The sequence below is a fragment of the Pseudoxanthomonas sp. SE1 genome, from assembly GCF_029542205.1.
In the GTDB taxonomy this organism is placed as follows: Bacteria; Pseudomonadota; Gammaproteobacteria; order Xanthomonadales; family Xanthomonadaceae; genus Pseudoxanthomonas_A.
In genome coordinates this window covers 3,056,582-3,079,461 of sequence record NZ_CP113783.1, presented here as the reverse complement: position 1 = coordinate 3,079,461, position 22,880 = coordinate 3,056,582, and the positions used below count along the sequence as shown (strand labels likewise).

Genomic DNA, 22,880 nt, shown 5'->3' with positions numbered 1-22,880 from the left:
TGGGCTGGCATTGTGATATGGCGGGCGCGGCAGCGCCGGGGAAAAGAGCATGGCGGGATCGGAAAGGCGGGCGGATCGCGCCGGAGCGCGCTGCGGCCAGCCACGATATCGCAAGTCGCCGGGGCGCCGGTAGCCGTTCCCGCCCAGCGACCGGCGCCCTTCCATCCCGCATGCTGGGAGGTGCGGGTGGGTCTACCAGCCGGCGAGCACCAGCTTGCCGATGGTGGTGCCGGACTCCAGCCGGCGATGTGCTTCGCGCAGGTTCGCCGCATTGATCGGTGACAGGGTGTCGGTCAGCGTGCCGCGCAGCGTGCCGGCGTCGATCAGCGCCGCCACGCGGTCCAGCAGTGCGCCCTGTTCGCCCATGTCGGCGGTGCGGAAGCGTGGGCGGGCAAACATCATTTCCCAATGGATGCCGATGCTCTTGGCCTTGTACGGATCACCGATGCGCAGCTCGCCGCGCGGCTCGACGATCAGGCCGACGTGGCCGAGCGGCGCCAGCAGTTCGCCCAGTTCCGTCCAATAACGGTCGGTGTCGGCCAGGTTCAGCGCCGCGTCGACGACATCGAAGCCCAACGCCTTCAGCTGCGGACCCAGCGGTTCGCGATGGTTGATCACGTGGTCGGCGCCCAGCGTCCTGCACCAGTCGATCGTGTCCTGGCGCGACGCGGTGGCGATGACGGTGAAGCCGGCGCGCTTGGCCAACTGGATCGCGATCGAGCCGACGCCGCCGGCACCGGCGATCACCAGCAACGACTTGCCATCGCCGCCGCCCGCGAGGGCGTAAGGCATGCGGTCGAACAGCAGTTCCCACGCGGTGATCGTGGTCAGCGGCAGCGCGGCCGCTTGTGCGAAGTCCAGCGATGTCGGCTTGCGGCCGACGATGCGTTCGTCGACCAGCTGGAACTGCGCGTTGCTGCCGGGGCGGGTGATGTCGCCCGCGTAGTAGACCGCGTCGCCGGGCCTGAAGCGCGTCACTGCCTCGCCGACGGCTTCGATCACGCCGGCAGCGTCGTAGCCCAGCACCTTCGGCTGCGCTTCGACCTGCGGCTTCGGCGCGCGCACCTTGGTGTCCACCGGATTCACGGAGACGGCCTCCACGCGCACCAGCAGGTCGTGGCCGGCGGGCGAGGGCGTGGGAAGCTCCACATCGGAAAGCGATTGCGGATCGTCGATGGGCAGGTAACGGGTAAGTGCTACAGCTTTCATGTGGCGGCTCCGGCATGTGGGGGAAAGGCCTGGACAGGCAGCGGACTGCGTTCGGAGAAATGCCCGCGCCAGTACGGATAGTAGGGATACGGCGTCTCCACAGCGCTGGCAGCATCCAGGCGCGCGATCTGGTCGGACGACAACTGCCAGCCGATGGCGCCCAGGTTCTGTCGCAGCTGTTCCTCGGTGCGTGCGCCGATCAGCACCGTCGACACGGTGGGACGCTGCAACAGCCAGTTGATCGCGATCTGCGGAATCGACTTGCCGGTTTCCCCGGCGACAATTTCCAGTGCGTCGATGATGCGGAACAGGCGTTCCTGTTCCATCGGTGGCCCGATGTCGGCGGTGTCGTGCAAGCGACTGGTGGCAGGCAGCGGTTGCCCGCGTCGCAGCTTGCCGGTCAGCCGGCCCCAACCCAGCGGACTCCACACCACCGCACCTACTCCCTGGTCGATGGCCAGCGGCATCAGTTCCCATTCGTAGTCGCGGCCGACCAGCGAATAGTAGGTCTGGTTGGCGACATAACGCGTGTAGCCGTAGCGTTCGGCGACGCCGAGCGATTTCATCAACTGCCAGCCGGCGTAGTTGGATACGCCCAGATACCGCACCTTGCCGGCACGCACCAGGCCATCGAGCGTCGACAGGGTTTCCTCGACCGGCGTCAGCGCGTCGAAGGCGTGCAGTTGCAGCAGGTCCAGGTAGTCGGTGCCGAGCCGCTGCAGCGACGCATCCACCGCCTTCAGCAGGCGGAAGCGCGATGCGCCGGCATCATTGGGGCCTTCGCCCAGGCGCAGGCCGGTCTTGCTGGACAGGATGACCTGGTCGCGCCGACCTTGCAGAGCCGCACCCAGGATCGATTCGGACGCACCATCCGAATAGACATCGGCAGTGTCGAAGAAGGTGAGGCCCGCATCCAGACTGATGTCGATCATGCGGCGCGCCTGCGCGGTATCGGTGTTGCCCCAGGCGCCGAACAACGGTCCCTTGCCGCCGAACGTGCCGGCGCCGAAGCCAAGCGCCGAGACCTTCAGGCCGGAACGGCCGAGAAAACGGGTTTCCATGGAAAACTCCTCAAGCATTCAAGGGAAGTGGGTCAGGCGCATCCGTCGGCCTGCAACGCCGGCGCGACACCTGCTGCGTGAGTCGCCTGGCGGCGCTCCAGCGCAAGCGCCCACAATGCGACGGCGAAGGCGGAGGCCGGCACCAGCGCGGCGACCCACGGCAGCGCCGACAGGCCCAGGCCTTGCGAGATCACCACGCCGCCCAGCCACGCGCCGAGCGCGTTGCCGAGGTTGAAGGCGCCGATGTTGAGGCTGGATGCCAGGCTCTGCGCGTCGCTGGCCTTCTGCAGCACCCACAGCTGCAGCGGCGAGACGGTCGCGAACGCGGCGGCGCCCAGCAGGCCGGTGAAGAGGATCATCGCCCAGCGGCTGTGCAGCGCGAAGCTCATTGCGCCCATCACCAGCGCCAGCAACGCCAGCGTGCCGAGCAGGGCCGTCGCCAACCGGCGATCGGCGAAGCGTCCGCCCAGCAGGTTGCCGACGATCATGCCCACGCCGAAGACCAGCAGGATCGGCGAGACCGCCGCATCGGCGAAGCCGGTCACCTGCGTCAGCAGCGGCTGGATGTAGGTATAGACGGTGAACATGCCGCCGAAGCCCAGCACGGTCATCAGCAGGCCCAGCAGCACCTGCGGGCGGCCGACCACGCGCAGTTCGTCGCGGAACGACAGCGGAGTCGGCGCGCTGCGGTCGGCCGGGACCAGCGTGGCGATGATCACGGTGGCGAATACGCCGATGGCGGTGACGGCCCAGAACGTCGCGCGCCAGCCATACTCCAGCCCCAGCCAGGCGCCCGCGGGCACGCCCAGCAGCGTGGCCACGGTCAGGCCGGTGAACATGATCGAGATGGCCGATGCCTTGCGATCTTCGCTGACCAGGCCGGTCGCCACGACCGCGCCGACACCGAAGAACGTGCCGTGCGCCAGCGACGTGATCACGCGCGCAGCCATCAGCAGTTCGTAGTTCGGCGCCAGGGCGCAGGCGAGGTTGCCGAGCGTGAACACGATCATCAGTGCCACGAGTACGGCTTTGCGCTGCATCCGGTTGGTCGCGGCGGTCAGCAGGGGAGCGCCGACGAACACGCCCAGCGCATAGCCGGAGATCAGCAGGCCTGCGGCGGCGATGGACACATGGAGATCGGTCGCGACCTGCATCAACAAGCCCATGATGACGAACTCGGTGGTGCCGATGCCGAAGGCGCCGGCGGTGAGCGCGTACAGGCCCAACGGCAGCCGGGAGGAGGGAGTAGGAGGCATGGGAGTGGGTGGGTAGAAGAACGAGGCGCGCAGCTTGCGCCTTCCCATGATGATGAAAAACAGTGAATATGCCGAATCACTATCAATTGAATGTTGATAATGGACCGTATCGGTGACCTGACGCTGTTCCTGCGCGTGCTCGATCTCGGGTCGATCACGGCAGCGGCGCACAGCCTGGACCTCTCTGTTGCCGTGGCCAGCCAGCGCCTGAAGCGGCTGGAGAAGGAACTTGGCGTGCGCCTGCTGCACCGGACGACACGTCGCCTGCATCCCACGCCGGAGGGCGCCGCGCTCGCCGAGCAGGGCCGGGTGCTGGTGGAGGAACTGGAGACGCTGGGCAGTGGCCTGCGCGAAGCCGCGCGCGAGGTCGCCGGCACGCTGCGGGTGACGACGTCCGCGTCCTTCGGGCGGCAATACGTCTCGCCGCTGCTGCCGGCCTTTCTTGCGCGCCACCCGAAGCTGAGGCTCAGCATCCACCTCAGCGACAACGTGGTGGACCTGGTCAGCGAAGGCTTCGACCTCGCGATCCGCATCGGTGCGTTGGACGACTCGCGCCTGGTAGCGCGACGGATCGCTCCCAATCGCCGCGTGCTGTGCGCGTCGCCCGACTACCTGCGCCGGCGCGGTCGGCCGAACACGCCCGACGAACTCGCCGATCATGACTGCCTGCTGCTGTTCGGCAGCGGCGGCCGCCAGGATGTGTGGCGATTGGGCACACCGGAGGGCGGGGAAGTCGCCGTCCGGGTGCAGGGACGCTTCGAGAGCAACTTCGGCGAAGTCCTGCGAGACGCCTCGCTGGCGGGCGAGGGCATCGTCATCCATTCGCTGTGGCATGTCGCCGACGACCTGCGCGCCGGTCGGCTTGACGTGGTGCTGCCGGCCTATCCGCTGGCCACGACCGCGATCAGTGCAGTGATGGCGCAGCGCCGCCTGATGCCGCCGCGCGTGCGGGCCTTCACCGACTTCCTGATCGAGCAGTTCGGTGACAACCCGCCCTGGGAGCAAGGGCTGCAGGCCTGATCAGGCCGGCTCGAACGCGAAGGCATCCAGGGCCAGACCACCCATCTCGACATCGCGATGGAGCAGCCGGCCCCTGGCGCCATCGCCGCCAGCGCCCAGGGCCACGTACAGCGGGAACAGGTGCTCGGTGGTGGGATGGTTGCGGTGGGCGTCCGGCAGGGCGGTCCAGTCCAGCGCGCCCGCAATGTCGCCGGCCAGCAGCCGCTCGCGCAGGGCGTCGGTGAACGCCGCCACCCAGTCGTATGGCGCCGTCTGCGCGTGTTGCCAGTCCAGGGCACGCAGGTTGTGCGAGAACCCGCCGGATCCGACCACCAGCACGCCCTGCGTGCGCAGCGGTGCCAGGGCCCGTCCCAGCCGGTAATGCCACTCGGCTGTCTGCGCCGGGTTCACCGACAGCGCGATCACCGGGATGTCAGCGTCGGGATACATCCGTCGCAGCGGCACCCAGACCCCATGGTCCAGTCCGTGGTGGCCATCGATCTGGACAGGGAAACCGGCGTCCCGCAGCAACCCGGCGATCTGATGCGCCAGCGCTGGGGCGCCCCCGACCGGGTACTGGATGCGGTAGAGCGCCTCGGGGAAGCCGCCGAAGTCGTGGATCGTGTCGGGTGCGGGCGTGGCCGTGACGGTGGGACGCGCCTGGATGAAGTGGGCCGATGCCACGACGACGGCCCGGGGGTGCGGCAGTCGTTCGCCAAGGTGGTCCAGGAAGCGGCCGGTAGGAGAGTCCTCGATCGCCATCATGGGAGAGCCATGCGACAGGAAGAGGCTCGGGAGGTGTACGGCGGGGATGGGCAGGTTCATGATGCGAACATCGGCTCCTGCGGAGGACTTGCCAAGATGCTTCCGTGCACCGGTGTGTTGCCCACGGGAATCTCGTCATGCGTCCCCATGGACCGGACGCCATGCGTCGCTGCCCCCGTGAAGATCTGCGCCAGTTCCCTTCAAGAGTGTTAACCTTGCCCGACTTGTTATGGTACCGTTAACACAGTCTTCACGTATCGACGCATAATCTGTTCAGCAAGGCGATGGGTCCCTGTCGTCTCGAATAACAACTAGAAACGCCGGAACCACCGCAACAGACGTATTTCGGTTTCTCTACAACTGAACTTTTACAAGGAAAGGAGCTGCAAATGAACAAGAAGATTCTCTGCGCCGCGCTGCTGGGCGGCCTGAGCCTCGCTAACCACGCGATGGCGCAGGAGTTCGACGACCGTTGGTATCTGACCGGCTCCGCCGGCTTCAACCTGCAGGACGACGATCGCCTCACGCGCAACGCCCCGTTCCTGGGTCTGGGCCTTGGCAAGTTCATCAGCCCGAACTGGTCGCTCGATGGCGAGCTGAACTACCAGAACCCGAAGTTCGAAGACAACCGTGACGCCCTGTGGAGCCAGTACGGCATCTCGCTGGACCTGCGTCGCCACTTCGTGCAGGAAGGTCGCGGCTGGAACCCGTACATCGTCGCCGGCCTCGGCATGCAGCGTTCGGAAGAAGAGTCGCTGATCAACGCGTCGAACCAGACCCGTGACAACAACCTGGCGGCCAAGCTGGGCGTCGGTCTGCAGACCACGCTGGACAAGCGCGTCGGCGTTCGCGCCGAACTGGCCTACCGTGCAGACTTCAACGACCAGAGCGCTGCTGCTCCGCAGGAAGACTGGTTCGGTGACGTGCTGGCCTCGGTCGGCGTCGTGATCCCGCTGGGCCCGAAGGCGGAAGCCGCCCCGGCGCCGGCTCCGGCTCCGACCACCACCTGCGCGGACCTGGATGACGACGGTGACGGCGTCAACAACTGCGACGACAAGTGCCCCGGTTCGCAGGCTGGCCAGACCATCGGTCCGGACGGCTGCCCGGTGCAGGTGTCGATCGACCTGAAGGGCGTGAACTTCGACTTCGACAAGTCGACGCTGCGTCCGGACGCGATCGCCATCCTGAGCGAAGCTGCCGAAATCCTGAAGCGTTACCCCGACCTGCGCGTCGAAGTGGCCGGTCACACCGACCTGTGCGGTGCCGATGCCTATAACCAGTCGCTGTCGCAGCGTCGTTCGCAGACCGTGTACGACTACCTGACCAGCAACGGCGTGGACGCCTCGCGTCTGGTGGGCCCGGTGGGTTACGGCGAGAGCCGTCCGCTGGAGCCGACCGCGCAGACGCTGCCGGGCTGCAAGAGCGAGCGCAACCGTCGTACGGAACTGAACGTCCAGAACTGATAGGACGCTTTTCCCGCAACACCCGAAGCCCGGCCCAGTGCCGGGCTTCGTTTTTTCAGAAGGCGTACGCGGGATTTGCGTGACCACGTTTCCGTCTTGCGCAATGCGGGACGGTGAAGGCCTGCAATTCCTTGCCATGCCAGGAGGGGCTGCCTAAACTCGCCGCACGAACAGGAATACTCAGGAGTTCCACGATGCGCCGTCACGTCCTCGCCAGTCTGCTGTGCATCGTCGCGATTCCTGCCGCCCATGCCGCACCCGACTGCACGGGCAGCCTCGTGCCGGTGCCGTTGAAGCGATCCAACACGGTGATCGCGCCGGTCGCACCGGAATTCACTGCCACCGCCACGCAGTTGGGTGCTCCCAGCGGTGTGCTGGCGTCGCATGCATTCGACGAAGCGCAGTCGGTGGACCGCGTGCTGATGCGCCTGCGTATCGAGGGATGTCGCAACGTTGCCAAGGCGCTGCCCGCGCCCGCGGCTGCAACGGCTGCCACTGCGAGCCCGGCGGCATACCAGCCGAAGACCGCGCACGACAACTCGCCCTGGCGGTTCGACATGAGCCAGAACGGCAAGCGCATGACCGCCGATGAGTTCGATGCCTGGATGAAGTCGCGTGGCGTGCGCGTGGTCAAGGCGCCTGGTGCGCCGGCCGCTGCACCGGCGCCGGCTCCCGCCGAGCCGGCGAAAAAGAACTGATCGACGAACGGCCGGTACCCCCGGCCGTTTTTTCCTGCCGGACACCGCCATGCCTCAGCGCAGAACGCCTCGCGATACGCGGACGACCGCGCGTCAGGGCGTGCCCGGCAGTCCCGCAGCGCGACACGGATTGGCGCGCATTCTGTCCAAACAGGGCGTCTGCTCGCGAACGGAAGCCGCGCGCTGGATCACCGACGGCAGGGTGTCCGTCGACGGGCGCATCGTTCGCGATCCGGAATTCCCGGTGGTTGCCGGCCATGCCGTCGTGCGCGTGGATGGCCAGGCGGCTGCGGCTGCGGATCGCCATTACCTGATGCTCAACAAGCCTCGCGGCCTGGTCACGACGACGCGCGACGAACGCGGGCGCGATACCGTCTATCGTTGTCTGGAAGGTGCAGGCCTGCCATGGACCGCGCCGGTCGGGCGGTTGGACAAAGCCAGCGAGGGTCTGCTGCTTTTCACCAACGATCCGGAATGGGCCTCACGCGTCACGGATCCTGCGTACGGGCCCGACAAGACCTACCACGTGCAGATCGATCGGGTGCCCGACGAGGCATTGTTGCGCGCGCTGCAAGCGGGTATCCACGTCGGAGGGGAACATCTGGCTGCGCGCCAGGCACGCCTGTTGCGTGCCGGCGAACGCAATGCCTGGGTGGAGATCGTGCTCGATGAAGGCCGCAACCGGCAGATCCGGCGACTGCTTGAGGCTTTCGACATCCGCGTGTTGCGGCTGGTCCGGGTTGCCATCGGACCGTTGGTGCTGGGCACGTTGGCGAAGGGCGCATGGCGCATGCTCGATGCAGCGGAACGCGAAGCGCTGGCGCCGATGACCGGCTGCTGATTGCGCGACAGCGGTCAGGGTTCGCGGCGGTGTGCTTGCCTACACTCGCTCACGCCTGACCACTGGGGAATTGCCATGCTCGACCTGACGGCGCGCTTGCCTGCGCGTTTCGCTGTTCTGTTTGTCATCGGTATGGCGGCGGGTTGCGCCTCGAAACCGCCACACGCCAGTACCGCCGGCGCGAAGGAGGATGTCGTCAGCGTACGCCCGGGGCCGCATGGCCATCGCTTCGACATGCAGCAGAACGGCCGCAAGATGACGGCGGAAGAGTTCGATGCCTGGATGAAGGCGCGCGGCATTCGCGTCGCCAAGGGCGCGCCAGCCAAGCCGAAGCCTTCCGCCATCGCCAAACGCGCCCGCTGACCGCGGGCGCACAGGCTTCGGCTACGCCTTCAGTACGCCCAACTCGCGACCGATGCGGGTGAAGGCATCGATGGCGCGATCCAGATGTTCACGCGTGTGCGCGGCGCTCATCTGCGTGCGGATGCGGGCCTGGCCCTTCGCGACCACCGGGAAGAAGAAGCCGATCGCATAGATCCCTTCCTCCAGCAGGCGCTCGGCGAAGCGCTGTGCAAGCGGTGCGTCGTACAGCATCACCGGGCTGATGGGGTGCACGCCCGGCTTGATGTCGAAGCCGGCAGCGGTCATCTTCTCGCGGAAGTAGGCGGTGTTGGCGGCCAGCGTCTCGCGCAGGTCACCGGCCGCATCGAGCATCTCGAAGGCCTTGATGCCGGCGGCCACGACATGCGGCGGCAGCGAGTTGGAGAACAGGTACGGTCGCGAGCGCTGGCGCAGCAGTTCGACCACTTCCTTCCTCGCCGTGGTGAAGCCGCCCAGCGCGCCGCCCATCGCCTTGCCCAGCGTGCCCGTGATGATGTCGATCCTGTCCAGCACGCCCTTCACTTCGGCTGAGCCGCGGCCCGTCGCACCGAGAAAGCCGGTCGCGTGGCATTCGTCGATGTGCACCAGGGCGTTGTATTTCTTCGCCAGCGCGGTGATCTCGTCCAGCGGTGCGATGAAGCCATCCATCGAGAACACGCCGTCGGTGGTGATCAGCTTGGTCTTGCAGCCGGCCGCATCGGCCGCTTGCAACTGCGCTTCCAGGTCGGCCATGTCGCAGTTGGCGTAGCGGAAGCGCTTGGCCTTGCACAGGCGCACGCCGTCGATGATCGATGCGTGGTTCAGTGCATCGGAAATGATCGCGTCGTCTTCGCCCAGCAGCGGCTCGAACAGGCCGCCGTTGGCATCGAAGCAGGCCGCGTAGAGGATCGTGTCCTCCGTGCCGAAGAAGTCCGCGATCGTCTTCTCCAGCTGCTTGTGCAAGTCCTGCGTGCCGCAGATGAAGCGCACCGAGGCCATGCCGAAGCCGTGCGTGTCCAGCGCGTCCTTCGCCGCCTGGATGATGTCCGGATGGTCGGCCAGCCCCAGGTAGTTGTTGGCGCAGAAGTTCAGCACCGTGCGCCCGTCGGCCAGCGTGATTTCCGCCGACTGCGGGCTGGTGATGATCCGCTCGGCCTTGAACAGGCCCTGGGCGCGGATCTCGTCGAGGGTGGTGGCGTAGTGGGCGGTGAGCGGGTTGGACATGAGGGGCGGACTGGAAGGGAAGGCCGCCATTCTACCTTTCCGCCCCGGAGCAGCCCGGCGTCATGCGGGAAGGACATAAGCGCTTGCCATTTGGTTATTTCCCCGCCGGCGGGTGCGCAAGCAGCATTGCGTTCCGGCCGGCAACGGCCCGTCCACCCTGGACCCGGGCTGGATGCATGAGACCACTCTCCCGCGCACGGGCCGCCTGCGGCCTCCAGAACCTCGATGAATACCTATCCGTTCCGACGCCATGCCCGCAATGCCCTGCTCGCGTTGAGCCTGACGCTGGCAGCCGCCGCGGGTGCCAGGGACATCAAGCTGCTCAATGTGTCCTACGACCCGACGCGCGAGTTCTATCGCGAGTTCAATGCCGCCTTCGCCGCCGAGTGGCAGAAGACCAAGGGGCAGAAGGTCAGTATCGAGACCTCGCACGGCGGTTCCGGCAAGCAGGCGCGCTCGGTCATCGATGGCCTCGAGGCCGATGTGGTGACGCTGGCGCTGGCCTACGACATCGACTCGATTTCCCGGCGCGCCGCGCTGTTTCCGGCGAACTGGCAATCGCGCCTGCCGGAGAACAGCGCGCCGTACACCTCGACGATTGTCTTCCTGGTGCGCAAGGGCAATCCGAAGAAGATCCGAGACTGGCACGACCTGGTGAAGCCGGGCATCTCGGTCATCACGCCGAATCCGAAGACCTCGGGCGGCGCGCGCTGGAACTACCTGGCCGCATGGGCCTACGGCCTGACCATATTCAAGGGCGACGAAGCGAAGACGCGCAGGTTCGTGCGTGCGTTGTTCCGCAACGTGCCCGTCCTTGACACCGGCGCGCGCGGCTCGACCACCACGTTCGTCCAGCGCGGCATCGGCGACGTCCTGCTGGCGTGGGAAAACGAGGCCTTCCTGTCGATCGAGGAACTGGGCCCCGACAAGTTCGACATCGTGGTGCCGTCGTTGTCGATCCTGGCCGAGCCGCCGGTGGCGCTGGTGGATCGCAATGTCGACAGGCACGGTACGCGTGAAGCGGCGCAGGCGTACCTGAAGTACCTGTATTCGCCAACGGGCCAGCGGCTCGCGGCCAGACACTACTATCGTCCGCGTTACCCGCAGCATGCGGCGCAGGAAGACATCGCGCGCTTCCCGAAGCTGGAACTGGTGACGATCGACGGCATTTTCGGTTCCTGGGCGAAGGCGCAGGCCACGCACTTCGCGGACGGTGGCGTGTTCGACCAGATCCAGGCGAAGTAAGGTGGCGGCCGTTCAACCATGGCCGGGAAAGGCGCGCGCCAGGCGCGTCATCCCCGGTTTCGGCCTCAGCCTGGGGTATACGCTGGCCTGGCTGGGGCTGATCGTGTTGATTCCGCTGGTGGGTGTGTTCGCCAAGGCCAGTGGGCTGGGTGCGGCGGGTATCTGGGCGATCTGGACCGAGCCACGTGTGCTGGCGGCCTTGCGTGTCAGCTTCGGCACGGCGCTGGCAGCCGCCGCATTCAACGCCGTGATGGGTACGCTGGTCGCCTGGGTGTTCGTGCGCTACCGCTTCCCCGGCAAGCGCGTGTTCGACGCGATGATCGATCTGCCGTTCGCGCTGCCTACCGCTGTGGCGGGCATTGCGTTGACCGCGTTGTACGGGCCCACCGGTTGGATCGGGCAATGGCTGGAAGCCGCCGGCATCAAGGTGGCGTACACACCGCTCGGCATCACCGTGGCGCTGGTGTTCATCGGATTGCCTTTCGTCGTGCGCGTGGTGCAGCCAGTGCTTGCGGAAATCGAGACGGAGCTGGAAGAAGCGGCCGCCACCCTGGGGGCGAACCGCTGGCAGACGGTTCGCCACGTGGTGCTGCCCACGCTGTGGCCGGCCGTGCTGGCCGGCTTCGCGCTGGCCTTCGCACGCGGCGTGGGCGAGTACGGATCGGTGATCTTCATCGCCGGCAATCTGCCGGGCGTCTCGGAGATCGCGCCGCTGCTGATCACGATCAAGCTGGAAGAGTTCGACTACGAGGGTGCCACGGCGATCGCGGCGGCCATGCTGTTGCTGTCGTTCGCGTTGCTGCTGCTGATCAACACGTTGCAGGCGCGTCTGCAGCGCACCGGCAAGCGGGCAGGGGGCTGACGATGGACGGCGCCGCTTCCGCCGTCACCGCCATTCTCCCGGAGTCGTCCGTCGTGGAAGCACAAGTACGTCCTGCGCGTCGCAATGCCGCCACGACCGAACCCGTATGGGTCCAGGTGCTGCTGGTGCTGGGCGCGCTCGCCTTCCTGCTGTCGTTCCTGCTGCTGCCGCTGGCGCTGGTGTTCGTCGAAGCGCTGCGGGGCGGCTGGGTGGCGTTCGCGGCCGCCATCACCGAGGTCGATGCATTGGCTGCGGTGAACCTGACGCTGCTGGTGACCGCCATCGTCGTGCCGCTGAACCTGCTCTTCGGCGTGGCAGCGGCATGGGCGGTCAGCAAGCATGAGTTCCGAGGGAAACGCTGGCTGGTCACGCTGATCGACCTGCCGTTCGCGGTGTCGCCGGTGGTGGCGGGCCTGATCTACGTGCTGATCTTCGGTGCGCAGGGCTGGGCGTATTCGCTGGTCGACGAGGGCTGGCGCTTCACGCTGCCGCTGCTGGGCGACCTGCACCTGCAGTTGCCGAAGATCATCTTCGCGCTGCCGGGCATCGTGCTGGCGACGATCTTCGTGACGTTTCCGTTCATCGCGCGCGAGCTGATGCCATTGATGGAGCAGCAGGGCACGGACGAGGAACTGGCGGCACTCAGCCTGGGCGCGAATGGCTGGCAAACCTTCTGGCGGGTGACACTGCCGAACATCCGCTGGGCGTTGCTGTACGGCGTCCTGCTGTGCAGTGCGCGCGCGCTGGGCGAGTTCGGCGCGGTGTCGGTGGTGTCCGGCCACATCCGCGGGCGCACCAACACGCTGCCCCTGCATGTGGAGATCCTCTACAACGAGTACGCCTACAGCGCGGCGTTCGCGGCGGCCTCGCTGCTGGCGCTGACTGCACTGGTGACACTGGTGCTGAAGACCTGGCTGGAGTGGCGCCACGGCGAAGCGCTGGCCGCCAACCACCGTCATTGAGAAAACGACCATGGGCATCAAGATCGAACACCTGGACAAGCAGTTCGGCGACTTCAAGGCGCTGGACGATGTATCGCTCGACATCCGCCAGGGTGAACTGCTGGCGCTGCTGGGGCCGTCGGGGTCCGGCAAGACCACGCTGCTGCGCGTGATCGCCGGGCTCGAACATGCGGACGGTGGACGCGTGCTGTTCGATGGCGAGGACGCGACCCGCCTCAGCGTGCAGGCGCGGCGTGCGGGTTTCGTGTTCCAGCACTACGCGCTGTTCCGCCACCTGACGGTGGAGGAGAACATCGCGTTCGGTCTGCGCGTGCGGCGCGGCCACGAGCGGATGCTGGATGCCACCATCCGCGCGCGCGTCGCGGAACTGCTTTCGCTCGTGCAACTGGACGGATTCGGCACGCGGTATCCGGCGCAGCTGTCAGGCGGCCAGCGGCAGCGCGTGGCGCTGGCGCGTGCGCTGGCGATAGAGCCGCGCGTGCTGCTGCTCGATGAGCCTTTCGGCGCCCTCGATGCGCAGGTCCGCCGGGATCTGCGTCGCTGGCTGCGGGAACTGCATGACCGCACGGGTCTGACCACCGTGTTCGTGACGCACGACCAGGAAGAAGCGCTGGAACTGGCCGACCGCGTGGCGATCCTCAACCGGGGACGCATCGAACAACTCGGCAGTCCGGCGGATACCTATGATGCGCCGGCCTCGCCCTTCGTCTATTCCTTCGTTGGTGCGGTCAATCGCCTGCCCGCGCACTGGGAAGCAGGCACGCTGCGGGCTGCAGGGTTGCCGCTGCCGCCGCGTGAGCAGGCAGGGCAGGGACAGGGCGAAGTCTTCGTGCGCCCGGAGGACCTGCGGGTGGTGGAAGAGGGGCCCGGCTGGCCGGCGACGATCATCGGCGCGCAGCGGAACGGTCCGCGCCTGCGCCTGCGGGCGCGGCTCCAGGGCGATGCCATCGAGGTCGACGTGGACTTGCCCGCCGACCACGAAAGCCCGGCCACCACCCCCGGACAGCCGGTGCACCTGGCACCAAAACGGTTCGGATGGTTTCCCCTAAAGGGTGCGTAGGCACCAACGTGATGCGATGTAAGCTGCTGAATTGATTGAAAAAGAAACCAATTATCCGACGTGCGGACAGGCACTTGACGTCGACGATTGTTGCGGCGCACTATCGGGGCGCAGTTAAAAAACCGTGAAGCTGCGATTACGGTCTCACGACCGCCATCACCGCCACGCCAGCCGCCACCGTCCGCCCATCGACCAGGAGAATCCGGATGAAGCCCGTCAAGCTCTGCACCGCCCTTGCCACTGTCCTGTTGCTGGCGCTTCCGCTGTCCGCCTTCGCCCAGGATGCCGAGGAAGAAGCGTCCTCCCCGTTCAGCGCGACCTTCGCGGTGACGACGGACTACGTGTTCCGCGGCGTGTCCCAGACCGACAACGAACCGGCATTCCAGGCCGGTGCCAGCTACTCCGCGCCCTTCGGCCTGTATGCGGGCGTATGGGCGTCGAACGTGGATTTCGGAGAGGGCGGCCCTGACTATGAGGTCGACTACTACGTCGGCTGGAACAAGGATCTCAACGACAGCTGGAACCTGGACCTGGGTGTGAACCGCTACACCTATGAAAGCGCTTCCGATGGGTACGGGGATATCGATTACAACGAATACATCGCGAAGGTGACCTGGAGTGGCCCCGTGACCGTAGGCGGCATCCTCGCGTACGCCGACGACTACAGCAACACCGGCGCGGAAGAAATCTATGCGGGCCTGTCGGCCAGCTACGACATCGGCGATTCCGGCTTCTCGGTGGGTGCCACCACGGGCTACACCTCCATCGATGCCGGCAGCGATGGCCGCGCCGACTTCTACGATGGCTCCGTTACCCTCTCCAAGGGCTTCGGTCCTGCGACGGCGACGCTGGGCTACTACGACACCTTCGGTTCGGACGCGTCCGAGCTGCGTCGTGGCTCGGACATCTACAAGCCGGGCCTGGTGTTCACGATTGCCGTTGCCGTTCCCTGATAGGGGATGACGCAAAAAAGGCGCCGCAAGGCGCCTTTTTTGTGGGTGCCGGGATGCGGATCAGTTCCAGCTCAACACCACCTTGCCAGCCTTGCCCTGTTCCATCAGATCGAAGCCCTTCTGGAAATCGTCGATCGGCAGCTGGTGCGTCAGCACCTTGCCCAGCGGGAAGCCGCCCAGCACCAGTTGCGTCATCTTGTACCAGGTCTCGTACATCCTGCGGCCGTAGATGCCCTGCACGGTGAGGCCCTTGAAGATGATGCGGTCCCAGTCCACGCCGGCGCCCTTGGGCAGGATGCCGAGCAGCGCAATCTTGCCGCCGTGGTACATGCAGTCCAGCATGTCGTTGAAGGCGCGCGGGTTGCCGCTCATCTCCAGGCCCACGTCGAAGCCTTCCATGTGCAGGTCCGCCATCACGTCCTTGAGCGACTGGTTGGCCACGTTGACCACGCGCGTGGCGCCCATGTCGGCGGCCAGCTTCAGGCGGAAGTCGTTGACGTCGGTGACCACCACGTTGCGTGCGCCGATGTGCTTGCAGATGCCCGCGGCGATGATGCCGATGGGGCCAGCGCCGGTGATCAGCACGTCCTCGCCGACCACGTCGAACTCGAGCGCGCAGTGCGCCGCGTTGCCATAGGGATCGAAGAACGCAGCCAGTTCGCTGGGGATCTGATCCGGGATCGGCCACAGGTTGCTGGCCGGCATCACCATGTACTCGGCGAAGGCGCCGTTGCGGTTCACGCCGATGCCCACGGTGTTCGGGCACAGGTGCTGGCGGCCGCCGCGGCAGTTGCGGCAGTGGCCGCAGACGATGTGGCCTTCGGCCGAGACGCGCTGGCCGACCTCATAGCCGGTGACGGCGGAACCGAGCTGCGCGATGCGGCCCACGAATTCGTGGCCGATGGTCAGGCCGGGCTTGATGGTGCGCTGGCTCCATTCGTCCCACAGGTAGATGTGCAGGTCGGTGCCGCAGATCGCGGTCTTCTCCAGCTTGATCAGCACCTCGTTGGGGCCGGGCTGCGGGACGGGGAGTTCCTCCATCCAGATGCCCTTGCCGGCCTCGCGCTTCACCAGCGCCTTCATCGTCTGTGCCATCGGACGTCGATCCAGGGAATGAGGGCGCGGATTATACGCCCCGGTCCCCGGCGCCCCTGTTGCGACGCCTCTTGACAGGGATGGCGCGCGACATCTCTCGGCGGCATAGGACATAAGTCATGGCCGGCGCGGATGACGGGATCATTACAATCGGGACTTTCCTGCCAGTCCCGGGGTTTCCATGCGTCCTAACCTGCTCGCCGCCGCCGTCGCGGTCCCGCTGTCCCTGCTCGCCGCCCAGATCGCCCATGCGGGCGAGGGCATGTGGGTGCCGCAGCAACTGCCCGAGATCGCCGGGCCGCTGAAGAAGGCAGGCCTGAAGCTGTCGCCGCAGCAGATCTCCGATCTCACCGGCGACCCGATGGGCGCCGTGGTCGCGCTGGGTGGCTGCACCGCCAGCTTCGTGTCGCCGAACGGCCTGGTGGTCACCAACCACCACTGCGCCTACGGCGCCATCCAGCTGAACTCCACGGCCGAGAACAACCTGATCAAGAACGGCTTCAACGCGCCGACGACGGGCGATGAAGTCAGCGCGGGCCCGAACGCGCGCGTGTTCGTGCTGGATGAAATCACCGACGTGACCAAGGATGCGCAGGCCGCCATCGCCTCCGCCGGCAACGATGCCTTGGCGCGCACGAAAGCGCTCGAGGCATTCGAGAAGAAGCTGATCGCTGACTGCGAGGCCGATGCCGGCTTCCGCTGCCGTCTGTACAGCTTCTCCGGCGGCAACACCTATCGCCTGTTCAAGAACCTGGAGATCAAGGACGTGCGCCTGGCGTACGCACCGCCGGGCAGCGTCGGCAAGTACGGCGGCGACATCGACAACTGGATGTGGCCGCGCCACACCGGCGACTTCGCGTTCTACCGTGCCTACGTGGGCAAGGACGGCAAGCCGGCCGCGTTCTCCAGGGACAACGTGCCGTACCAGCCGAAGCACTGGCTGAAGTTCGCCGACCAGCCGCTGGGCGAGGGCGATTTCGTCATGGTGGCGGGCTATCCGGGTTCGACCAACCGCTACGCGCTGGCGGCCGAGTTCGACAACACCGCGCAGTGGACCTATCCGACCATCGCGCGCCACTACAAGAACCAGATCGCGATGGTGCAGGAAGCCGGCAAGAAGAACGCCGACATCCAGGTGAAGTACGCCGCCACCATGGCCGGCTGGAACAACACCAGCAAGAACTACGACGGCCAGTTGGAAGGCTTCAAGCGCATCGACGCCGCCGGCCAGAAACAGCGAGAGGAAGCCGCCGTGCTGGGCTGGCTGAAGGGCCAGGGCATCAAGGGCCAGGCGGCGCTGGACGCGCATGCGAAGTTGCTCGCGCTGCTGGAGCAGAACAAGGCCACGCGCGAGCGCGACCTGACGCTGGCGCTGTTCAACAACACCGCGATGCTGGGCTCCGCCTCGCAGCTGTACCGCCTGTCGATCGAACGCGAAAAGCCGAATGCCGAACGCGAATCCGGCTACCAGGAACGCGACCTGCCGGCCATCGAGGGCGGCCTGAAGCAGCTCGAGCGCCGCTACGTGGCCGCGATGGATCGGCAGTTGCAGGAATATTGGTTGAACGAATACATCAAGCTGCCCGCCGGCCAGCGCGTCGCCGCGATCGATGCATGGCTGGGCGGCAACGATGCCGCGGCGGTGAAGCGCGCGCTCGACCGACTGGCCGGCACGAAGCTCGGCAGCACGGAAGAGCGGCTGAAGTGGTTTGCCGCCGACCGCAAGGCATTCGAAGCCAGCAACGATCCGGCCATCCAATACGCGGTCGCGGTAATGCCGACACTGCTGAAGCTGGAGCAGGAGCGCAAGACGCGTGCCGGCGAGAACCTGGCCGCCCGCCCGGTCTACCTGCAGGCGCTGGCCGACTACAAGAAGAGCCAGGGCGAGTTCGTCTATCCCGATGCCAACCTGTCGCTGCGCATCACCTTCGGCAACGTGATGGGTTACGCACCGAAGGACGGCGTGGAGTACACACCGTTCACCACCCTGGAAGGCGTGGTGGCGAAGGAAACCGGACAGGATCCGTTCGATTCGCCGAAGGCGCTGCTCGATGCGGTGGCCGCCAAGCGCTACGGCGGGCTGGAAGACAAGCGCATCGGTTCGGTGCCGGTGAACTACCTGTCCGATCTGGACATCACCGGCGGCAACTCCGGTTCGCCCGTGCTCGATGCGCACGGCAAGCTGGTGGGCCTGGCCTTCGACGGCAACTGGGAATCTGTCAGCTCCAACTGGGTGTTCGATCCGGAAATGACCCGCATGATCGCCGTCGATGGCCGCTACCTGCGCTGGATCATGCAGGAGGTCTACCCGGCGCCGCAGTTGCTGAAGGAAATGGACGTAGGCAAGTAACACCTGCAACGGCTGCGGCAGACACGGGACGGGAGCGGTTATCATCCGCTCCCGTCTTCGTTTCCGGCCCCCGGAAACCGGACCGTTTTCCTCGAATGGACACACCGACGCATGCGCATCCTGCTTGCCCGCCACGGCGAAACGCCGTGGAACGCCGAAGGCCGTTACCAGGGCCAGATCGACATCCCGCTTTCGCCGGTCGGCGAAGGTCAGGCGACTGCGCTGGGCCAGCGCCTGAAGGACGTGCGCATCGATCGCGCCGTGGCCTCGCCGCTGTCGCGCGCGCAGCTCACCGCGCAGCTGGCGCTGGGTGAAGCGCGCGCCGATCTGCTGCAGACGGATGCCGACCTGCAGGAAATCGCCCACGGCGAATGGGAAGGCCTGCTCGCCAGCGAAATCCAGGAGAAGGACCCGGCGCGTCTGCTCGCCTGGCGTGAGGAGCCGGATACCGTCCTCATGCCGGGCGGCGAATCGCTACGCCAGGTGCTGGACCGTTCCTGGCGCGGCCTCGCGCGCGCTGCCGACGGGCTGGGCGATGACGACACCTTGCTGGTCGTCGCGCACGATGCGGTCAACCGCGTCCTGCTGTGCCGCATCCTGGGCCTGCCGATCGCGAAACTCTGGACGTTCCGCCAGGCCCCGACCACGCTCAATCTGCTGGAAGGGCCGTCGGTCGACCAACTCGAAGTCGTGCGCCTCAACGATTGCGCGCACCATACGCCGTTCTTCGGCGAAGCGAAGCATCGGGCGTTGTAGAGTCCGGCGGCGGCGACACCCTGCGAGCGCAGATGGGTTGGAAAGCGGTCTGGTTCGGCTCGGACGCGCCTGCGCCTGGTCAGGTCGCCGCGACCGTGGCGGTACTTGGCACCTGTGCGTTGGCGCTGATGGGTCTGTTCGTCGACTTCGTGCCTGCGCCCGCCTTGCACGGCCTCCATGTCGCCCTGCTGTTCCTGGTCGGTGGCGTGATCGGAACGGCGTTGTTGATCGGCCATGCCCGCCGCCATGGACGCACGGCCCTCCTGCTCGACCAGGGGTTCCTCAAGTTCCTGTTCCTTCTTTGCGGGATGCCCGTGATGCTGGGCCTCGTTGGCTGGCTGGTGTTGGCCAGGTCCTTGCCATGGGCGTGGACGTGCGTGTTCGGGGAAGCATTCCGCGAATCCCACATCATGCAGACGCACTACACCCCCAACCGTCGTGCATGCGACTACCGATTGCGAGGCGGCCCGATGGAGCAGGCCTTTCCGCGCTACTTGTGTATCCGTGAAGCGTTCTATCATCGCCATCCCGAGCAACAGGTGTCGGTGGTGCTGAGCGGCCGACGGTCGCTGTTCGGCTCCAGCATCCGGCATATCGAATCCGGCAACTGACATGTCACGCGCGCTGCTTACCCTCGACGACTGGCTCGAATACATCGAGCAACAGCATCCCAACTCCATCGACATGGGCTTGGACCGCGTGCGCGAAGTCGCAATGCGGCTGGCGCTCGGCAAGCCCGCCACACGCGTGATCACCGTCGGCGGCACCAACGGCAAGGGCTCGACCGTGGCCTTCATCGAGACCATCGCGCGTGCCGCCGGCTGGAAGGTGGGTGCGTACACCTCGCCGCACCTGCTGCGCTACAACGAGCGCGTGCGCATCGATGGCGTGGAGGTGGATGACGCCTCGCTGGTCGAAGCATTCGCTGCCGTCGAAGCGGCGCGCGTGAGCCCCTCTACCGGTGGGAGAGGGGTTGGGGTGAGGGTCGAACGAAGCGCGCGTGTTTCCGATAGCGACGCGACACCATCCCCACCCAACCCTCCCCTTGAAGAGGAGAGCCCCGGCATTCCGCTGACCTATTTCGAGTTCGGCACACTGGCCGCGCTGTGGCTGTTCGAGCGCGCGGGGCTTGATCTGGTCGTGCTGGAGATCGGGCTGGGCGGGCGACTGGATGCGGTGAACATCGTCGAACCCGATGTCGCCGTCATCACCACGGTCGACATCGACCACACCGACTGGCTGGGCAACGACCGCGAGGCCATCGGCGCCGAGAAGGCGGGCATCGCGCGTGCCTGGAAACCGCTGGTGCTCGGCGAAGTGGATTCGCCGTCCAGCGTGTTGCGCCATGCCTACGCCATCGGCGCGAATGCACTCCGGCTGGGCAGTGACTTCTTCCACGAACCCATCGACAGCCAGCGTTGGCGCTGGCGCGAAGTCGGGGCCGAACTGGAACTGCCGGTGCCCGCCTTGTCCGCGCCGTCGCAGCGTGCGAACGCGGCAACGGCGATCGCTGCGCTGCGTGCACTGCCGGGCGTGGTGATCGCTGACGAGGCTTTCGCTGCCGGCGTCGCGAGGGCCGCATTGCCGGGGCGACTGCAGACGTTCGAGCGCGATGGCGTGCAGGTGGTGCTGGATGTAGGCCACAACCCCCAGGCGGCGCGCGAGCTTGCGTCATGGCTGCAAAGGAACCCGGTAGCGGGCACCACCCGTGTCGTGTTCGCCGCGCTCGCCGACAAGGATGTACACGGCATCGCGGGTGCGCTCAGCGATGCACCCCTGCACTGGTTCCTGGCCGGATTGAAGGTCGGTCCGCGATCGCAGACTGCCGAACAGCTCGCGGCTCGGCTGCAGGGCGCCATCGGGGAGAGGGTGGATCAGCACGCCGGCGTGGCGGATGCGCTGCATGCCGCCCTCGAAGCGTCAGCGCCGGGAGATCGCGTGCTGGTGTTCGGTTCGTTCCATACCGTCGCCGACGCGTTGCAGGCCCTGCATTCAGGTCGATGACGGGGAGCGCGCCGATGCGCGCCGTATAATCGCCGCGGCATTCCCGCCGCAGCTGCCCGTGGACCTGGATGGATACTGCCCTGAAACAGCGCCTGATCGGCGCCGTCGTGCTGGTGGCGCTGGCCGTCATCTTCCTGCCCATGCTGGTGAAGGGCCCTGCGCCCGACAGCGGTGTGTCCGACGTGCCGCTGGACGTGCCGCCCGCCGCCGATGGCGAATTCGAGACGCGTGAACTGCCTCTGGTGACGCCAGGCAATGCGCCCGCAACCGGCGCCGTGGGACTGCAGGGCCAGGTTGCCGCACCTGCCGCGGAACCCGCACCGGCTACCGGCACGGTGCAGCCGGCCGCCACGGCAGGCGGCGACTTCGCCGTCAGTTTCGGCGCCTATGCCACGCAGGCCGATGCCGATGCCGTACTGGCGCGCGTGAAGCAGGCCAAGCTGCCGGGCTTCGTCGAACCGGCGACCATCAATGGCAAGCCGGCATTCCGGGTGCGCGTCGGTCCCTACGCCGACCGTCCGCAGGCCGAAGCCGCGCGACTGGACGCGATCAAGATCCGAGGCGACGTCAACGCGCAGGTCGTGACGCTGGACGTTGCCGATACCGAGCCGGCCACCGCATCGCCTGCGGCCACGGCGTCGGTCGCGTCGGCCGCCCCCACCACGCTGGCGGTTACCACCCGGACGCTGCCGCCCGAACCCGCCAAGCCCGCGCCGAAGCCGGCTGCGCCCGAAGCGAAGCCGGTGGCTACGAAACCGGCGCCTGCCACCACCCCGGCAGCGTCCACGCCCAAGCCTGCCGAGGCACCGAAACCGGCGGCCTCCGGCACCGGCTTCGCCGTGCAATTGGGCGCGTTCTCGAATGCCGCCGACGCCAATGCCTTGCGCGACCGCGCGCGCGGCGCCGGATTCAGCGCCTTCGTCGAACAGGTCCGCACCGACAAGGGCACGCTCAGCCGCGTGCGCGTCGGGCCGGTCGCCAACCGTGCCGATGCGGACCGCCTGAAGGCACAGGTGGCGTCCAGGATCGGTGTCGACGGCATGGTCCGTCCGCATCCTTGATGGATGTGCCCTGTTGCGCGACTGATTGCCACGGGCGCGTCGCGTGAGCGCCCTCGACCTGACCCTGCTGGCCATCGTCGGCGTGTCGACCCTGTTCGGCGTGATGCGAGGTTTCATCAGTGCATTGGCGTCGATGGTCGCGTGGTTGCTGGCCGGCTGGGTGGCCTTCCACTACGGCGGAGACGCGGCGCATTGGCTGTCCAGCGACGGCCAGCCCTCCGCTAGCGAACTGCTGGGCGGTTACGCGCTCAGCTTCATCGGCGTGATGATCTTCGTCGGATTGACGGGGTGGGCCATCCGCCACCTGGTCAAGTCGGTGGGGCTGTCGGGCCTGGATCGCGTGCTCGGACTGGCGCTGGGGTTCGCGCGCGGTGCTTTCGTCGCCTGCATCGTCCTGCTGCTGGCGGCCTTCACGGATCTGCCGCGCGAACCTGAATGGCGCGGCTCGCCCATCGTGCCGATGCTGCTGCCCGGCGCGCAATGGCTGTCGCAGTGGCTGCCGGAATGGACCGTGCAGGAATTGGACTTTGGCAACGGACGCCCGGCGGGCGATAATGCGCGCCTGCAAAACCTGCTCCCCATGCCGCTGGAAGACACCGGCGCACCGCAGGACCACGCCCCCTCGTCCGCCTCACCCGCGTCGAAACCGGAGTAGA

The 22,880-nt window shown here is 66.8% G+C and carries 22 protein-coding genes; 16 read left to right on the top strand and 6 right to left on the bottom strand.

What is annotated here, in order from left to right; genetic code table 11:
• Positions 1-192: 192 nt before the first annotated feature.
• From OY559_RS14530 to OY559_RS14520, 3 genes are read right to left on the bottom strand one after another with little or no spacing between them, the layout of a single operon-like run.
• Positions 193-1,209, bottom strand: a complete 1,017-nt coding sequence (locus OY559_RS14530) for a zinc-binding alcohol dehydrogenase family protein (protein WP_277726956.1) — start codon at positions 1,207-1,209, stop codon at positions 193-195.
• The gene (locus OY559_RS14525) at positions 1,206-2,270 is read right to left on the bottom strand and encodes an aldo/keto reductase (RefSeq protein WP_277726955.1); all 1,065 of its coding nucleotides are present in this window, start codon (positions 2,268-2,270) and stop codon (positions 1,206-1,208) included. Before OY559_RS14525 ends, OY559_RS14530 begins: the two co-directional genes overlap by 4 nt.
• A gap of 32 nt (positions 2,271-2,302) precedes the next feature.
• Positions 2,303-3,526, bottom strand: a complete 1,224-nt coding sequence (locus tag OY559_RS14520) for an MFS transporter (protein ID WP_277726954.1) — start codon at positions 3,524-3,526, stop codon at positions 2,303-2,305.
• Between the two features lie 99 nt (positions 3,527-3,625).
• On the opposite strand from OY559_RS14520, the gene OY559_RS14515 reads away from it, so the two are divergent.
• Positions 3,626-4,546 (top strand): LysR family transcriptional regulator, encoded by a 921-nt coding sequence (locus OY559_RS14515; RefSeq protein ID WP_277726953.1) that lies wholly within the window; start codon positions 3,626-3,628, stop codon positions 4,544-4,546.
• Here OY559_RS14515 and OY559_RS14510 read toward each other — a convergent pair whose 3' ends face one another.
• Positions 4,547-5,350 (bottom strand): dioxygenase family protein, encoded by an 804-nt coding sequence (locus tag OY559_RS14510; RefSeq protein WP_277726952.1) that lies wholly within the window; start codon positions 5,348-5,350, stop codon positions 4,547-4,549.
• A 329-nt stretch (positions 5,351-5,679) separates the two neighbouring features.
• On the opposite strand from OY559_RS14510, the gene OY559_RS14505 reads away from it, so the two are divergent.
• The 4 genes from OY559_RS14505 to OY559_RS14490 all read left to right on the top strand — a co-directional run bounded on the left by OY559_RS14505 (position 5,680) and on the right by OY559_RS14490 (position 8,655).
• Positions 5,680-6,753, top strand: coding sequence for an OmpA family protein (locus OY559_RS14505; RefSeq protein ID WP_277726951.1), 1,074 nt, complete (start codon positions 5,680-5,682; stop codon positions 6,751-6,753).
• A 194-nt stretch (positions 6,754-6,947) separates the two neighbouring features.
• Positions 6,948-7,451, top strand: a complete 504-nt coding sequence (locus OY559_RS14500; protein ID WP_277726950.1) for a hypothetical protein — start codon at positions 6,948-6,950, stop codon at positions 7,449-7,451.
• Between the two features lie 49 nt (positions 7,452-7,500).
• Entirely contained in the window at positions 7,501-8,292 is a 792-nt protein-coding gene (locus tag OY559_RS14495; RefSeq protein ID WP_277726949.1) for a pseudouridine synthase, read from the top strand.
• A 75-nt stretch (positions 8,293-8,367) separates the two neighbouring features.
• Positions 8,368-8,655 carry a hypothetical protein gene (locus OY559_RS14490; protein ID WP_277730075.1) on the top strand — a complete coding sequence of 96 codons (288 nt, stop codon included), beginning with the start codon at positions 8,368-8,370 and terminating at the stop codon, positions 8,653-8,655.
• 21 nt (positions 8,656-8,676) lie between these two features.
• Here the strand turns inward: OY559_RS14490 and kbl are convergent, their stop codons facing one another.
• Positions 8,677-9,876 (bottom strand): glycine C-acetyltransferase, encoded by a 1,200-nt coding sequence (gene kbl, locus OY559_RS14485; protein WP_277726948.1) that lies wholly within the window; start codon positions 9,874-9,876, stop codon positions 8,677-8,679.
• A gap of 225 nt (positions 9,877-10,101) precedes the next feature.
• Here kbl and OY559_RS14480 point away from each other — a divergent pair, with 225 nt between their 5' ends.
• The 5 genes from OY559_RS14480 (at position 10,102) to OY559_RS14460 (ending at position 14,958) form a co-directional block, all read left to right on the top strand.
• A complete protein-coding gene (locus OY559_RS14480; RefSeq protein ID WP_277726947.1) occupies positions 10,102-11,121 on the top strand; it encodes a sulfate ABC transporter substrate-binding protein in 1,020 nt (339 codons plus the stop codon).
• Between the two features lies 1 nt (position 11,122).
• Complete coding sequence (gene cysT, locus OY559_RS14475) at positions 11,123-11,983, top strand: sulfate ABC transporter permease subunit CysT (protein WP_277726946.1); 861 nt, start codon at positions 11,123-11,125, stop codon at positions 11,981-11,983.
• A gap of 2 nt (positions 11,984-11,985) precedes the next feature.
• On the top strand, positions 11,986-12,945 hold the full coding sequence (cysW, locus tag OY559_RS14470; protein WP_277726944.1) for a sulfate ABC transporter permease subunit CysW: 960 nt from the start codon (positions 11,986-11,988) through the stop codon (positions 12,943-12,945).
• Between the two features lie 10 nt (positions 12,946-12,955).
• On the top strand, positions 12,956-14,005 hold the full coding sequence (locus OY559_RS14465; protein ID WP_277726943.1) for a sulfate/molybdate ABC transporter ATP-binding protein: 1,050 nt from the start codon (positions 12,956-12,958) through the stop codon (positions 14,003-14,005).
• A 206-nt stretch (positions 14,006-14,211) separates the two neighbouring features.
• Positions 14,212-14,958: a TorF family putative porin gene (locus OY559_RS14460; protein ID WP_277726941.1), complete on the top strand. Its 747-nt coding sequence runs from the start codon at positions 14,212-14,214 to the stop codon at positions 14,956-14,958.
• A gap of 60 nt (positions 14,959-15,018) precedes the next feature.
• Here the strand turns inward: OY559_RS14460 and tdh are convergent, their stop codons facing one another.
• Positions 15,019-16,053 (bottom strand): L-threonine 3-dehydrogenase, encoded by a 1,035-nt coding sequence (tdh, locus tag OY559_RS14455; protein WP_277726940.1) that lies wholly within the window; start codon positions 16,051-16,053, stop codon positions 15,019-15,021.
• 181 nt (positions 16,054-16,234) lie between these two features.
• Between tdh and OY559_RS14450 the strand changes: the two genes are divergently transcribed.
• The 6 genes from OY559_RS14450 to OY559_RS14425 all read left to right on the top strand — a co-directional run bounded on the left by OY559_RS14450 (position 16,235) and on the right by OY559_RS14425 (position 22,879).
• Positions 16,235-18,403 carry a S46 family peptidase gene (locus tag OY559_RS14450; RefSeq protein ID WP_277726939.1) on the top strand — a complete coding sequence of 723 codons (2,169 nt, stop codon included), beginning with the start codon at positions 16,235-16,237 and terminating at the stop codon, positions 18,401-18,403.
• A gap of 111 nt (positions 18,404-18,514) precedes the next feature.
• Positions 18,515-19,159 (top strand): histidine phosphatase family protein, encoded by a 645-nt coding sequence (locus OY559_RS14445; RefSeq protein ID WP_277726938.1) that lies wholly within the window; start codon positions 18,515-18,517, stop codon positions 19,157-19,159.
• A 32-nt stretch (positions 19,160-19,191) separates the two neighbouring features.
• Entirely contained in the window at positions 19,192-19,770 is a 579-nt protein-coding gene (locus tag OY559_RS14440; protein WP_277726937.1) for a hypothetical protein, read from the top strand.
• Between the two features lies 1 nt (position 19,771).
• The gene (locus OY559_RS14435) at positions 19,772-21,163 is read left to right on the top strand and encodes a bifunctional folylpolyglutamate synthase/dihydrofolate synthase (RefSeq protein WP_277726936.1); all 1,392 of its coding nucleotides are present in this window, start codon (positions 19,772-19,774) and stop codon (positions 21,161-21,163) included.
• A gap of 68 nt (positions 21,164-21,231) precedes the next feature.
• The gene (locus tag OY559_RS14430) at positions 21,232-22,224 is read left to right on the top strand and encodes an SPOR domain-containing protein (RefSeq protein ID WP_277726935.1); all 993 of its coding nucleotides are present in this window, start codon (positions 21,232-21,234) and stop codon (positions 22,222-22,224) included.
• 43 nt (positions 22,225-22,267) lie between these two features.
• A complete protein-coding gene (locus tag OY559_RS14425) occupies positions 22,268-22,879 on the top strand; it encodes a CvpA family protein (RefSeq protein ID WP_277726934.1) in 612 nt (203 codons plus the stop codon).
• The last annotated feature ends 1 nt before the right edge of the window (position 22,880 follow it).